This is a genomic window from Kribbella sp. NPDC056345 (genome assembly GCF_042262745.1).
In the GTDB taxonomy this organism is placed as follows: Bacteria; Actinomycetota; Actinomycetes; order Propionibacteriales; family Kribbellaceae; genus Kribbella.
Window position 1 is genome coordinate 80978 of record NZ_JBHJQQ010000021.1, and the last position, 14665, is coordinate 95642.

12 protein-coding genes are annotated in these 14665 nt (G+C 66.8%); 3 read left to right on the top strand and 9 right to left on the bottom strand.

Annotation, left to right across the window (positions count from 1 at the left end; all coding sequences use genetic code 11):
* Positions 1-31 precede the first annotated feature (31 nt).
* From ACFCV3_RS40120 to ACFCV3_RS40140, 5 genes are all read right to left on the bottom strand, one after another.
* Complete coding sequence (locus ACFCV3_RS40120; protein ID WP_376040032.1) at positions 32-673, bottom strand: TetR/AcrR family transcriptional regulator; 642 nt, start codon at positions 671-673, stop codon at positions 32-34.
* A 58-nt stretch (positions 674-731) separates the two neighbouring features.
* Complete coding sequence (locus ACFCV3_RS40125) at positions 732-1733, bottom strand: acyl-CoA desaturase (RefSeq protein ID WP_376040035.1); 1002 nt, start codon at positions 1731-1733, stop codon at positions 732-734.
* A 206-nt stretch (positions 1734-1939) separates the two neighbouring features.
* Positions 1940-2278, bottom strand: coding sequence for a VOC family protein (locus ACFCV3_RS40130; RefSeq protein WP_376040038.1), 339 nt, complete (start codon positions 2276-2278; stop codon positions 1940-1942).
* Between the two features lie 23 nt (positions 2279-2301).
* Positions 2302-2772 (bottom strand): HIT family protein, encoded by a 471-nt coding sequence (locus ACFCV3_RS40135; RefSeq protein ID WP_376040040.1) that lies wholly within the window; start codon positions 2770-2772, stop codon positions 2302-2304.
* Complete coding sequence (locus ACFCV3_RS40140) at positions 2759-3289, bottom strand: GNAT family N-acetyltransferase (RefSeq protein WP_376040043.1); 531 nt, start codon at positions 3287-3289, stop codon at positions 2759-2761. Before ACFCV3_RS40140 ends, ACFCV3_RS40135 begins: the two co-directional genes overlap by 14 nt.
* Before the next feature lie 211 nt (positions 3290-3500).
* On the opposite strand from ACFCV3_RS40140, the gene ACFCV3_RS40145 reads away from it, so the two are divergent.
* Together ACFCV3_RS40145 and ACFCV3_RS40150 are read left to right on the top strand one after the other, a co-directional pair.
* On the top strand, positions 3501-4157 hold the full coding sequence (locus tag ACFCV3_RS40145) for a class I SAM-dependent methyltransferase (RefSeq protein ID WP_376040046.1): 657 nt from the start codon (positions 3501-3503) through the stop codon (positions 4155-4157).
* A 19-nt stretch (positions 4158-4176) separates the two neighbouring features.
* Positions 4177-5598 carry a serine hydrolase domain-containing protein gene (locus ACFCV3_RS40150; RefSeq protein WP_376040049.1) on the top strand — a complete coding sequence of 474 codons (1422 nt, stop codon included), beginning with the start codon at positions 4177-4179 and terminating at the stop codon, positions 5596-5598.
* A gap of 9 nt (positions 5599-5607) precedes the next feature.
* Here ACFCV3_RS40150 and ACFCV3_RS40155 read toward each other — a convergent pair whose 3' ends face one another.
* From ACFCV3_RS40155 to ACFCV3_RS40170, 4 genes are all read right to left on the bottom strand, one after another.
* Complete coding sequence (locus ACFCV3_RS40155; RefSeq protein WP_376040051.1) at positions 5608-5841, bottom strand: hypothetical protein; 234 nt, start codon at positions 5839-5841, stop codon at positions 5608-5610.
* A gap of 12 nt (positions 5842-5853) precedes the next feature.
* Positions 5854-6243, bottom strand: coding sequence for a VOC family protein (locus tag ACFCV3_RS40160; protein ID WP_376040053.1), 390 nt, complete (start codon positions 6241-6243; stop codon positions 5854-5856).
* 116 nt (positions 6244-6359) lie between these two features.
* Complete coding sequence (locus ACFCV3_RS40165) at positions 6360-7154, bottom strand: alpha/beta fold hydrolase (RefSeq protein WP_376040056.1); 795 nt, start codon at positions 7152-7154, stop codon at positions 6360-6362.
* Between the two features lie 207 nt (positions 7155-7361).
* Positions 7362-7697, bottom strand: a complete 336-nt coding sequence (locus ACFCV3_RS40170; protein WP_376040059.1) for a VOC family protein — start codon at positions 7695-7697, stop codon at positions 7362-7364.
* A 222-nt stretch (positions 7698-7919) separates the two neighbouring features.
* Between ACFCV3_RS40170 and ACFCV3_RS40175 the strand changes: the two genes are divergently transcribed.
* Entirely contained in the window at positions 7920-14645 is a 6726-nt protein-coding gene (locus ACFCV3_RS40175; RefSeq protein WP_376040062.1) for a LamG domain-containing protein, read from the top strand.
* The last annotated feature ends 20 nt before the right edge of the window (positions 14646-14665 follow it).

A 14665-nucleotide genomic window follows, 5' to 3' on the forward strand; every position in this document is an offset into this window, starting at 1 on the left:
GGTAGGCCACCACTACGTGTTCTTACCGACGCTACTTATGCGGTCGCGTCGACAGCACCGGTTTGGGCTCCAGCCCCGAAAGGCCGTTCCAGGCGAGGTTGACCAGGTGGGCGGCGACGTCCTGCTTGCGCGGGCGGCGGGCGTCGAGCCACCACTGGCCGGTGAGCGCGACCATGCCGACCAGCATCTGGGCGTACATCGGGGCGTTCTTCGGGTCCAGGCCGCGGCGCTTGAAGTTCTCCGCCAGGATGTGCTCGACCCGGGTGGCGACATCGCTCAGGATCGAGATGAACGACCCGGTCGAGGAGCCGACCGGCGAGTCCCGGACCAGGATCCGGAAACCGTCGGAGTTGTGCTCGATGTAGTCCAGTAGCGCGAGGGCCGCCTGCTCGACCAGTTCGTGCGCCCGGCCCGCGGTCAGCGATCGGGTGACACCGTCGAGCAGGGCGCGAACCTCGCGGTCCACGATCACGGCGTACAGGCCTTCCTTGCCGCCGAAGTGTTCGTACACGACCGGCTTGGAGACCTCGGACCGGGCCGCGATCTCCTCCACCGAGGTGGCGTCGTACCCACGCTGGGCGAACAGGCCGCGGGCGACCGTGATGAGTTGTTCGCGACGCTCGGCGCTGGTCATCCGGATCCGCCCGGAGCGGCGCGGTTTGGGTTCCGTCACGTCGAGATCACGTCAGCATCATGCCGTATTTCGGGTGTCGCCGGTGGGAGTTTTACGGTCAGGCCGCTTTCAGAGTACGGCGTGCGTCGTCCACGCGGCGGGCTTCCAGCCGTTCCTTGACCGGCCAGCGGACGTCGCTCACCCAGCCCAGCTTCTCGAAGAACCAGATGGTCCGGGCGGAGGTGTCGAGCTGCCCCTTCAGCACCCCGTGCCGCGCGCAGGTCGGGTCCGAGTGGTGCAGGTTGTGCCACGACTCGCCCTGGCTCAGGATCGCCAGCCACCACACGTTGCCCGACTTGTCCCGGCTCTTGAACGGCCGGTCACCGATCGTGTGACAGATCGAGTTGATCGACCACGTCACGTGGTGCAGCAGCGCGATCCGGACCAGGCTGGCCCAGAAGAACGCGGTGAACGCGCCCTCCCACGACCACGACCACAGCCCGCCGATCACGGCCGGCAGCAGCAGCGAAACCGTCACCAGCAGCGGGAACATCCGCGACACCCGGACGATGTCCTTGTCCTTCAGCAGATCCGGCGCGTACTGCCGCTGCGGAGTCTGCTCGGTGTCGAACAACCAGCCCACGTGCGCGTGGAAGAAACCCTTGGTCAGCGCACCCAGCGTGTTCCCGTACTTCCACGGGCTGTGTGGGTCGCCGTCGCGGTCGGAGAACTTGTGGTGCTTGCGGTGATCGGCCACCCACCGCACCACCGGCCCCTCGATCGCCAGCGAACCGGCGATCGCCAGCGCGTACTTCATCGGCCGGTTCGGCTTGAACGACTTGTGCGTGAACAACCGGTGGAAACCGATCGAGATCCCGTGCCCCGACACCGTGTAGAACACCACCGCGATCACGATGTCGCGCCACCCCAGGAACCCGCCCCAGGCGATCGGCACCGCCGCCAGCACAGCCAGGAACGGAATCCCGATGAACAACGCCAGCGCGACCTGCTCCCAGACGTGCTTCTGCTCACCCCCGAGCGTCCCGGTGTCGACGTCGAGTACGTCGTCCTGCGCAGCGCGGGCAGGCGCCTCCGGCGCGGCCACGGCGGGTGGAGTCATCGCTTTCTTCCCTCGGTCAGGGGACGGCTTACCTACGCAACCGTAACCTACGGAGCCGTAGGTAAGGAACCCCTCAGCAGCCCGGCTGCCCCCACTCATGGCACACTGTCTCGGCAACCACGATCCCCCGTGGGGTAATCGGCAGCCCGCGAGACTTTGAATCTCGAAGACCTGGATCGAAACCAGGCGGGGGAGCAAACGCAGGATCAGGCGTCCGGGGAGCCTGAAAACACCCGGAGCACATGCCCGTCCGGGTCGGCAACCCGAAACTCCCCGTCGCCCCCCGCCAACGCCATCAAGACCTCGGCCCCGCCGGCAACCAGCCGCTCGTACAACGCAGCAGGCTCACTCACGAACAGCGCCAGCCATGTGCCGCGCTGTCCCTGCCCGTTCACACAGAGATAGATCTCGTGCTCGTCCCACCGGATGATCCCGAAGTCCGCCGGCTCCCCGAACGTGCCAAGCAGCTCGAAGCCCAGCACCTCCGTGTAGAACCTGATACTGGCCCGCAGATCCGAGACATTCAGAATCGGATTGACATGCACAAGAGCACCACCTGCTGAGCCCATCATTTTCCTTGGTGTTCGAAGTGGGTGCGGAGTTTGTGGGCGTAGGGGGCTCGGTCGGGGCGGGTGGCGGGGGTTGGTAGGGGGCGGGTGTTGTAGAGGTTGTCGTTGGGGTAGCGGGGGAAGACGTGGACGTGGTGGTGCCAGGCGTCCTGGTAGCCGGCCGGCTCGTTGTGCTGGCGGGTGGAGATGCCTGCGCAGCCGTAGGTGGAGCGGATGCCGATGGCGACCGCTCGGACGGCGTCATGCACTGCGTGACCGTCGGGCGCGGGGAGGTCGTACAGGTTCTCGTGGTGGGCATTCGGTACGACGAGGACGTGGCCCGGGTTGTTCGGCCACCATCGGGAGGCGACGAAAGCCGTCGCTCGGTCGGTTCGCAGTACGACGTCCTGCTGGCTGGTCAGCTCGTCTTCCGCACCGGACGCGACCAGGCAGAGCGGGCATTCGTACCCCGCAGGCTCATGGTTGAACACGGCCACTCCAGCTGGCTAGGCATTGCTCGGCACCGAAGGCGTGGTAGCGGGCTACCTCGATGAAGCCCAGCTTGGCGGCCAGGCGCAGCGAGCGCTCGTTGGCCGTTTGGGTGCTGAGGACTACCGCCTCGCCGGGGCAGGCGCTGGCGAACCAGTCGAGCGCCGCGGCGCAGGCCTCGGCTGCGTAGCCGCGGCCCCAGGTGCCGGGCAGGAACAGGTAACCGAGTTCGGTGCCTCCGGCCTCCGGGTGGAGGCTCTCCGCGTTGCGCCCACTGAGCGTGACCGTGCCGATCGCCGCGCCGTCGAGGTCAACCACGAAGAAGCCCGCCCGCTGCCCAGGCACCTCAGGCAGCATCCGCTCCAGCTCATCCCGGTCCTGCGCACCACCGACGTACGTCCCAACCTCCGGCGAAGCCAGCAACTCGATGATGGTCGCCCGATCGCGTCCCTCGGACTGACGCAGTACCAACCGCTCAGTCCGGATCGGCGCCGGCGGCCACGCAACAGATCCAAGCATCTTGCGAACCTACCAACCACAACCGCTCAGCGGTCGAGGAGGAACCAGTAGTTGACGGTGGGACCCTGCTCGGCGAGGGCGTCGTACAGGGAGCGGCGGGGTGGTTCTCGTCGACTGCCAGTTGGTGGTCGGGTGGATCTGGATCCCCATCAGATGCTGGGCTTCTGCATATTCGGAAGCTTGCCACAGGATCTCCGCCTACCGTGGAGGGATGCGTTATTACGAGGTGGAGCCGCGGGTGGTTTATGGGCGGGTGGTGCGGGAGGGGCTGACGCAGTGGAACGAGGTTTTTGAGGGTGGGGACCGGTTTGCGGACTTTCCCAATCGAGGGTTTCTCGAGGGGGTGGTTCCAGGGCTGCCGGTAGGTGGGGCGGTTCTGGAGTATGGGTGTGGGACTGGGCCGGCGGCTTGTTTTCTGGCCGGGCTGGGGTTTCGGGTTGATGCGGTTGATGTGAGCCCGGTGGCGATTGCCCTGGCGAAGGGGTTCGCGGAGGAGCGTGGGGTGCGGGTCAACTTCGGCGTACAGGATGTTTGCCGGTGGCCGGAGGTTGAGACGCGCTACGACGTGGTGCTCGACAGCTACTGCTTGCAGAACATCGTGCTGGACGAGGATCGCGCCGCGGTGTTCCGCGGGGTGCGGGATCGGTTGCTGCCGGATGGGCGTTACCTGATCTCGACCGCCTTGTACGACGTGGATCGCGTGTACGGCGAGGAGCTCCGGTACGACGCGGTCACGGGGATCTGCTATCGGGGCGAGCTGCCCTATCGCCGGCACCTGACGCCGTCGGCGCTCCGGGCTGAGCTGGAAGGCGCGGGGTTCGCGGTGCTGTCGTTCAGTGGGACTAATTTGGTGTGCGCGCGGGCCTAGCGACGGATACGGTGCACGGATGCCCGCACTCTTGCCACGGTCGACGCCCGCTGCTGCGGGGATGTCGTCCCGTTCGATCATCGCGCTGCTGGATCGGATCGCCGCGGAGTCCATCGAGCTCCACTCGATCATGGTCGTACGGCGGGGGCACGTCGTAGCGGAAGGCTGGTGGGCGCCGTACTCGGCGGATCGTCCGCATCTCCTGTACTCGTTGACGAAATCGTTCACCTCGATCGCCGTGGGGCTGGTGATCGCAGACGGCTTGCTCTCGCTGGACGATCGCCTGGTGGACGTGCTGCCTGACCATGTTCCGAGCGATGTCTCGGAGCAGGGGCGCCGGATCACTGTGCATCACCTGCTGTCGATGACGGCCGGGCACCCGATCGACAGCCTCGGCGAGGCGTGGGAGCTGGAGCCGGACGATCTGGTGAAGGGCTTCCTGCGTGTACCGTTCACCGAGGCCGAGGGGACGCGGCACACCTACGACAACGCGACCACGTTCATCCTGGCGCGGATGGTGGAGCGCGTGAGCGGCCGCGGTCTCCCGGAGTTTCTGGACGAGCGGCTGTTCAAGCCGATGGGGATCGAGCACGCCGAATGGGACCGGGTGGCGAGCGGGCTCGCGTTCGGATTCCACGGGCTGTATCTCCCGACCGAGGCGGTCGCTGCGTTCGGGGAGCTGCTGCTGCGCGGCGGGCGGTGGGGTGACCGTCAGCTCGTACCGCGCGAGTGGGTGGAGCTCGCGACGAGTCGGCACATCGAGACCCTGCCGGTCGAGGACGAATGGGCCACTGAGGACTTCCTCTGTGGGTACGGCTATCAGTTCTGGCGGTCGCGACACGGCTACTTCGGGAACGGCGCCTTCGGTCAGCAGTGCGTGGTCGTCCCGGAGCATGAGCTCGTCATCGCCGTGACGTCGTCGCTGGATGAGCGCCAGCCGATCCCCGGGATCTTCTGGGACTTCCTGCTACCCGGTCTCGACGAGCCGGACAGCCCCGAGGACGACGAGATCCTCGCCGAGCGTTTGCGGCAGCTGTCCCTCACGCCTGTGCGGGGTTCGGTTGCCCCGGAGCGTTCCGCCAAGGCGACAATCGACGCCTCCGTCGAGAACTCAGCACTCCCGGACGGTACGACGGTCGTCGTCGATCCCGTGGACGGCGGCTGGCTGCTGCGGTTCGGTTCCTGGCCAAGCGTCGCAGCCGGCCACGGCGATTGGCGGGAGAGCACACCACTCGGTCGCCCGATCGTCGCAACCGCAGCCTGGCACGACAACACGTTCATCGCCGACCTCCAGCTCATCACCACCCCCCACCGAGTCCGCCTGCAACTCGACCCCACCACAGCAACCGCAACCACCACCTGGAACGGCGTACCCCTCACCGGCCCCACCCTCGAACGCCTCCTGACCACCCCCTTGATGACCCGCCCCGACGTCGCCTAGGCAACGCGCTCACTCCGTGCGGCGGCTCTCCGGGTCGGCGAACACGACGGTGAAGGAGCCGCGCGTGATGGCGTCCGAGCCGATCTCGGTCCCGAAGCTGATCGTGATCAGGTCGTCCATGCTGATGGAGTCGTGTTCGCCCAGCGTTTGCGTGACGTGCTGGAGCAGGGCTGTCAGGGACTGGTCTTCAGCGGCGGTTGGCAGTCCGATCGAGAAGTGCTTGCACGGGTATCCGGTGCTCATGAACCGATGGTGTCACTCGGTCGGTGCGGGGAGCCAGCAGAGGCAGAAGGGGTGGCCGGCGGGGTCGGAGTAGACGTTGGTGCCTCGGGGGGCGGTGGGGTCGCCTGTTTTGAGGAGGCGGGCGCCTAGGGAGAGGGCTTTGGTGTGGGCCTCGGTGTGGGCGGGTTGGCCTTCGAAGTAGAGGTCCAGGTGGATCTGCTGGGGCTGGGCGTCGTCGGGCCAGGTGGGTGGGCGGTGGTTGGGGGAGTGTTGTACGCCGAGGGCCCAGCCGCCGTCGACCCAGATGGCGTGCCAGTGGTCGCCCCACTTCTCGACGGTGCCGTCGAGGAAGGTGGCCCAGAAGGTGCTTTCGGCGTCCAGGTCCGCGGCGTCGAAGACGATCATGCGGTGCTTGATGTTCATGTGGAGAGTCTTCCGTGACGACGGACCGCCACGCCATCACAATTGCGGTCGGACGTCCGGTCGGAGCGGGGGACGACTTGGTGACGGCCAGTTGTGATGGGCCTGGGGTCCGGCCATCACGCCAGGAACTCACGTAGGTGCTGGGCCCAGACGTTCGGCTGCTCGAAGTGGCACATGTGGGCGGCGTCGGGGATGACGGCGAGTTGGCTGTTCGGTACGGCGGTGTGCAGGCGTTCGGCGAGCTGGACGGGGAAGCCCATGTCCTTCTCGCCGTGCAGGATCAGGATCGGCCGGCCGAAATCGCGCAGGATCGTCTCGGGATCGCCGGGACACCAGGGGTGCTGCAGGCCGGCCATCGCGCGCTCGTAACTCCAGTCGCCGTTGTCGAGACCGTTGAGGAGATCCAGGTACGCCGGTGCCTTGGCGAGGTCCCAGACGAAGATGGTCGAGTTGCGTTCCTCGGGCTTCGCCAGACGCTCGCGCCGCTGGTACTCCTCCCAGCCGGCCAAATATTCCTGAGACGCACGAGCGTCGTACGCCGAAGTCGACGCCAGCACCAACCGCCGTACCAGCGCGGGGTGCTTGTCCACGAACTGCATCGCCGCCCGCCCGCCGGTCGAGAACCCCAGCAGGTCGACCTGCCCGAGCTCAAGCGCCGAGATCAACCGCCGCGTGTCCTCCACGACGTACTCCGGTTGCAACCGCTCGTCAGGCAGCCCACGCGTGCTCCGCCCGCATCCCCGGAAGTCGAACAGCACCACATGCCGCTGCACCTCCGCGAACCCCGGCACCAGATACCCATGCCCCACATCCGGCCCGCCGTGCATCACGACCAGTGAAGGCTCGTCCCCTCGCTGCCCCAACTCCCGAACGAACAGCTCCACCTCACCGACATCCACCACACGCTCCATCCCCGCACCCTGCCATCCACCACCGACAACTCTGCCTAGGCGGTGATCGGGATGCCGACGTCCTGGGCTTCGCGGATTTCGCAGGGGGAGGGGAGGAGGTCGGCGAGGGTGCGGGTGGTGGTGTGGTCGGGAAGGTCTACGAGGTAGGCGCCGTGAAGGTCCGTGGGTGGAGTGGTGGGGAGCAGGACGGCGGAAATCGACAGTGGGTCAGGGGTGAATGATGCAGAAGACGGTGCCGTCGGGGGCTTGCAGGACCGTGAAGTCCGCTCCCTCCGGGTACGTCCAGTCCTCGACGAGGCGGGCGCCGAGGGCTTCCAGCCGGCTGATCTCGGCGTCGACGGTGGTGTCAGGGCTGACCCAGAGGTCGAGGTGGGTGCGGTCGGTGGAGTCGAGGTGCAGGCGGGTGGCGGCGGCGCGGTCGGGTGGGGCCAGGAAGTCGGGGTTCGAGGGATCCGGGGTGTAGTTGAGGGCTTGGCTCCAGAAGGCGGAGGCCTGGGCAGTGCCGGGGACATTGAGGATGATGGCGCCGAGGGTGAGACCCATGATTTCTCCCGGAGGGGGTTGAGGTTTTCGCCTGGACGCAATGGTCTCGCACGGCACCGACAGAACGAAGAGGTCCACTCCGCAGAGTGGTTGCCGGGAGCAAGCACCAGCCCCGCCTAGACCAATCGAAGGCCTGGCAGGTCGCTGACAGGGTTGTGTCATAACCCCCGTGTGATGGTGCGCGTGGCGCCATCTCGGCGCCGTTGGGGAAGGGGTGGCGCGATGCGCTCGCGGTGGATTACTGGGGTGGCCGGGCTGGCGCTGATGGCGACGATGCTGTCGGCGCAACCGGTGCAGGCGAAGGCCGAGGCGGCGGTGACGAAGCCGAAGCCGACGCCGGTCAAGGAGGCAGCCGATCTGCGCTCCGCGACGAAGGCTGCGGCGGCGCAAGGCTCTCGCGTCGAGGTCGCGAACCTGAAGGAAGAGGACCGGGTCGTGTACGCCGAACCGAACGGTACGGCGGTGGCCGAGCTGACTGCCGGTCCGGTGCGGGTGAAGAGCGGGTCCGGCTGGACTGCGATCGACAACACGCTGGTGAAGCGGGCGGACGGGACTGTCGGTCCGAAGGCGGCGTCCGCCGGGATCGCGTTCTCGGGCGGCGGTACGGCATCGATGGTGCAGATTGCCAAGGGCGACAAGCGCATCACGTTCACCTGGCCGGGCTCCCTTCCCGAACCGAAGCTGACCGGTGACACCGCGACGTACGCCGAGGTGCGGCCGGGCGTGGACCTGGTCCTGAAGGCCGAGAACACCGGCTACACCCAGCACCTGGTCGTCAAGAACGCCGCTGCGGCACGTGCGCTGACCAGTATCCGGTTCGGCATGACCAGCGAAGGCGTGACCGTGCAGGCCGACAAGGCCGGTGCCCTGACTGCGCGAGACGCCAAGGGAGCCGTGGTCTTCGGTGCACCGCCGTCGGCGATGTGGGACGCGGGCAAGCTGCGTTCCGTCGCCAAGGTCGCGACGACATCGAACGCCCTCACCCTGACGCCGGACCAGAAGCTGATGCGGGACCCGAAGGCGAAGTTCCCGATCACCGTGGACCCGAACTGGAACACGTGGGACAAGTCCTACTGGACCTCGGTGTCGGAAAACAGACCCGACTCCATCTACAACAACACCAGCCCGGGCGGCTCGAACGTCGCCCAGGTCGGCCAGTGCTACAACCGCAACAACGAGTGCGGGACTGTCCGCCTGATGCGTTCGTACTTCCAGTTCGACACCCACGCCGGCGGCATCCTGGTCAACAAGGAGATCCTCGGTGTCTGGCTGGACACCGCGGTGGTGCACAGCCCCGACTGCGGGGTCTACCGGCACAGCCTCTGGGGGACCGGCCCGCTGGTGTGGGACAGCACTTGGCGCAACGCGCCGAAGCTGAACGGTTCCCGGATCTCCTTCGTGGATGCTCCGGCCTCAGCCGGAGGTTGTGCGGGCTGGAAGGCGGTCTCGTTCGGCCTGCCCACGGACCACATCAACAAGACGAGCACGTCGACGTACGCGATCGCGGCCGAGAACGAGGGTCTCGATCTGGCCTGGCGCAAGTACGACCCGGCGGCGACCAAGCTGCGCGTCCGGTTCAACGGTCCGCCGAACACTCCGTTCGACGTCCGCAGCGACCCGGTTGTCCCGGCTGCGTGCAAGTGGTGCGCCGGTACGCCGTACCTGAGCGCCGGCAGTATCCGCCTGATCGCGGGCCTGTCGGACCCGGACAACAACGCGGTTCTGCCCGAGTGGAAGTTCAACGTGAACGACAGCGAGCAGTCCCGCTTCGGATCGTTGCAGGCGAGCGGCGCCACCCACGACACCACGTTCTCGCCGCTGGCTGACGGCCAGCGGATCAACTGGAACGTCCGAGGGTGGGATACCGACGACTGGAACAACAACAACCGGCTGCATGCCAGTGCCGAGGTCCGGGGTCCCAACGCACCCTTCATCGTCGACCGGACCGCACCGTCGTCCGAACCGAAGGTCACCGGCCTCCTCTACAAGAACGAGAACCGCTGGCGTGGTGGTGCCGGTGTGCCGGGCACCTTCCGGATCGAGCGCACCAAGAAGGCGCTTCCGGACAAGGGCACCGAAGACATCAACCACTATCTCTGGGGTACGACGTTCCCGCCGCAGACCAAGGTGGAGGCGACCGGCGCCCTGGGTGGGCCGGCCAGCTTCACCTGGACGCCCGAGAAGGACGGTCCACAGGACATCTTCGTGCAGAGCGTGGACCGGGCAGGCAACGTCAGCCCGACCGAGACCTACCACGTCTACGTGCGGCCGGGGAACGGTCCGGTGGCGCAGTGGTCGCTCGACGGCAACGTGAAGGACACCGCCTACCTGGGCGACCGCCACGGCGAGCTGAACGGCGGAGCGACGTACGTGCCCGGTGCTGTCGGCAACGCTGTCCGGCTGGACGGCGAGCACGCCACCTCGGTGACTGCGCCGAGTGGAACGCCGATGGATGCCAGCTACACGGTGTCTGCCTGGGTGAACCTCGACCGGGCACCCTCGGCGGCACCGAACACCTACACCGCGTTGTCGCAGGACGGCAAGACGGTCAGTGGCTTCTACCTGGGGTACCGACGCCTCGAGACCGGTGACCGCTGGGAGTTCTTCACCACGGCACGTGATGCGACGGACCACGGCGGTGCCATCGTGCGCTCCACAGTGCCCGCTCGGGTGAAGACCTGGACCCATCTGACGGCAGTGCACGATGCACAGGCCGACCAGATCCGGATCTATGTGAACGGCGTCAAGGCTGGTACGGCGCCCTTCGTGTCGGAGCAGCCCTTCGACGGCCAGCTGCGGATCGGGAGCAGCATCTGGATGAATTACGTCGGTGCGAACCCGTGGCCGGGCATGGTCGACGAGGTCAAGCAGTACGACCGGGTGCTGTCGGACAGCGAGGTCCGGTCCCTGGTCGGCCAGGACAACGTGCACGCCGGACGCTGGTCGTTCGACGAGACCGAGGGAGAGACCGCGGCCAACCAGGTCGAGGGCGGTGAGAGCATGGTCCTGCAGAACGGTGCCACCTTCGCTACTGGCGTCGTGAACAACGGTGTGAAGCTGGACGGCGCCAAGGCCTTTGCCGCCACGACCACTCCGGCGATGGCGACCGACCAGAGCTTCACCGTCGCCGCCTGGGTGAACGCAACGGCCAAGCCGACCCAGGCCGACTTCCAGTCGGCCATATCGGCCGACGGCAACGTCAACAGTGCCTTCAACCTCGGCTATCGCGATCTGCCGACCGGTGCGAAGTGGGATCTCGTGGTGCCGTCGGCGGATGCGATCAGTCGTCCACCGGACGCGATGATCCGCTCCAACGTCAACGCGGCCCTCAACACTCCCACCCACCTCGCGGCCGTGTACGACCAACCGGCCGGTCAGATCAGGCTCTACGTCAACGGCCAGCTGGCCGGGACCGCGCCAAGAGCGAACGGTTTCGACGCAACCGGACCGCTGACCGTCGGTCGGGGTAAGTGGCAGGGCGCCATCGTGGACCAGTGGACCGGTGTGGTGGACGAGGTCCGTGCCTACAGCCGGGAGTTGTCCGAGTCCGAGATCCAGGGCATCGTTGCCCGCAGCAACGTCACGGCCGGCACCTGGAAGTTCGACGGGGACGCGAAGGACTCGTCGGGGAACAACCGGCACGGCACGATCCAGGACGGCACCTGGGCGGCCGGTCAGGTCAACGTGCCGGACCAGGCCGACCGTGCGCTCCGGCTGAACGGCAGCACCACGAACGTGGCGATCCCGAAGCCGTTCAACCCGAACCAGAGTTTCTCCGCCACCGCCTGGGTCAAGGTGAGCAACGCCAACCCCGGGCAGTCCGTGCTGGCGCTCGACTCGATCGACAACAAGCTCAGCGCGGTGAACGTGCACCTGTCGTTCGACGGCAAGTGGGTGTTCGCCATGCGCAACTGTGACGCGAGCTGGGCGTGCACCGAGACCCGTACCGTCGGACCGGCACCACAGCCCGGTGCGTGGACACATCTGGCAGCTGTGTACGACGCGGCGGCCGGACGCATCACGTTGTTCGTCAACGGCGTTCCGTCGGCATCCGCGCCGTACAAGCACAATTCACCGCACACCGGCGGCAAGCTGCAGATCGGCCGGGCGACCGGGTGGAACAACGGCGACACTGTCGACCCGTTCGGTGGAGCGATCGACGACGTCAACGTCTACACCCGGGTGCTGTTCGCCGACGAGGTACGGACCCTGTCCGGTCGTGATCTGACTCTGATCCACAACTGGACGCTCGACGAGCCCACCGGTGGTGTGGCGGCCGATGCGGTCGGTGCGCGCGGTGGCACGATCACCGGCGCCCGGCACGTCCCTGGCCGGCTTGGCAATGCGCTGGACTTCGACGGCACCGACGACTCGGTCTCGACCGGTGGTGCCGACGTCGATACCACGAAGAGCTTCACCGTCTCGGCCTTCGTCAACCTGCGCACCAAGTGTGACCGTGGCACCGAGCAGTTCTGTCTGCAGACCGCAGTGAGCATGGACGGTGGGCAGCCGAGCAAGTTCCGGCTCGGGCACCTCGTCGACGACGGGAACAACATGTTCGGCGCCTGGATCTTCGAAATGCCTGAAGCCGACGGCAACGTCATCAAGGCATCCGTGTCCGCGATCGAGTCGGACATCAACCGCTGGGTGCACCTGGTCGGCGTGTACGACCCCAAGGCCAAGATGCTGTGGCTGTACGTCAACGGCAACCGTCAGGACGAGGGCAGCCTCGACGACGCGTGGTCCGGGACCGGTGGCCTGCAGATCGGCCGCGGCCGCGTGGCCGGTCAGGCGGCCCAGTACTGGCCGGGCCTGGTCGACGACGTGCGCGTGTACTCCGGTGCGCTCGACAAGTCCCGCATTTTCAACCTGTTCGACGGCTACCCGCCACTGCGCGTCCCGGCGAAGCTGCCGACGGCTGCGGCCGGCCGGTGGAAGTTCGATGAAGGCAGCGGTACGGCGGTCGCCGACGCCAGCGGCCGTGGTCTGACAGCGACTCTGAAGAACGGTCCGGCGTGGGGCGGTGGCAGAGCGCTGGGTGGGCCCCGGTTCGACGGTGTCGACGACTTCGCCGAGACCGCTGGCCCGGTAGTGAACACGAGCGACAGCTTCTCGGTCAGTGCGTGGGTCTACCTGACCGGCACCACCACACTGCACCGCACGATCCTCGGACAGGACGGCACCTCACTCAGCTCGTTCCTGCTGCAGTACCAGGACGAGAACAAGAAGTGGGCCGTCCTGGTCCCAGGTAATCCACACACGATCCTCAACTCGACAGAGCTCGCGGCTCGTGACGAGTGGACCCATCTGACCGTGGTGTACGAGGCAGGCACGCAACAGCTGCGCCTCTACGTCCAGGGTGTGCTGTCTGCCGCCATGACCGGCGTATCGATACCTGCGGCTGCTGGGCCGTTCAGTATCGGCCGTGCGAAGTGGACCACGGGCAATGCGGACTTCTTCAGCGGCAGCATCGACGAGGTCCGCGCCTTCGACAAGGCGCTGAACGACGACGAGGTCCGCAAGGTGCACATGGACATGCCGACCACGAAGTTGTCCATGTACAAGTTCGACAACGCCAGTGGCCAGGACTACTCGTGGCGCAACGCACCCGGTACGGCGACCGGCGGCGCGTCGTACGGTCCGGGTGTTTTCTGGGCGGGTAACCAGGGACTCCACCTGGACGGTAAGGACGGCGCGATGAAGACGTCGATCCGGACGGTCGTGATGGCCGACGACTTCACCGTCTCGGCGTGGGCGAAGCTGTCCCACAAGAACCAGATCGCGACGGTGCTCGCTCAGGACGGTGACGGTGCCACGGGTCGCAGTGGGTTCGTGCTGCAGTACCGGCCGTCGTACGGGACTTGGGTGTTCGGTGGACCGGTGCAGGGCACGGTGTCGGCAGAATCCCAGTACGCCGTCGCTGCCAAGCCGGCTCAGGTTGGCCAGTGGACGCATCTGGTCGGTGTGTACGACCACGGCGAGGAGCAGTTCCGCCTCTATGTGAACGGCGAACTGGCCGGCTACCGGGATCACGTCACGCTCCCGAACGCCAACCAGGGCCTGACGATCGGCCGGGCGCAGTACGACGGCAAGCCGACCGGCTTCTTCCCCGGCGTGATCGACGAGGTGCTGACCGAGCAGGGCATCGCAACAGCGGCTGACATCGAGGTCCGTGGCAGTTGGCCGGCACCGCCTGCTGACCAGCAGATCGGCCGGTACGTCAACGGTCTTGGTGAGCACTACACCGGCAACACGGCCGATCCGGTGCGGTCCGGCTACCACTTCGAAGGCATCCTCGGCCGGTTCGTCGCGGAAGGGCCGAACACCAAGCTGCTCTACGACTGTGTCAGCGGAACGGACTACTTCACCTCTGACCAGGCCGACTGCGAGGGCAAGGAGGTCCTCGGGCAGCTGGGCAGGGTCTACACGACCAAGCCGAACAACGTGCCGAGTGAAGCAATCGCGCGGTGCACGACCGGCACCGAGCGCTACGACTCACGAGTCGCCGACTGTGAGGGACAGCCGACAGAGCGCGCGCTCGGCTACACCCTCGCCTACGGCGCACTCGGTCGCTACAACAGCCACGACAACGTCGACTGGTGGACCACAGTGCACGGAACACCGCCGTCGTACACGCTGAGCAGTCAACTCGGATGGCTGCCGCAGACCCCGCAGTCCGGCAGCACTCCGCTGATGAGCTGCCTGGACGGCACCGACGAGTTCACCGCGGCCGACACCGCCTGCGAAGGCAAGACCGTGGTCACCCGGCTCGGCTTCATCTACACCACGCCGCCTGCGGACATCACCACCGCGCCGCTCTACCGGTGCAATGCCAATGGCGGCAAGTTCACCACTCGTGCCTCGAACTGTGACGGCGGCTGGACGATGGAGAAACTCCTCGGCCACATCCCCGTCGCACCGCCGGCCACTACGCCCACGTTCCCGTAACCGTCCACCGGGGAGTTCCC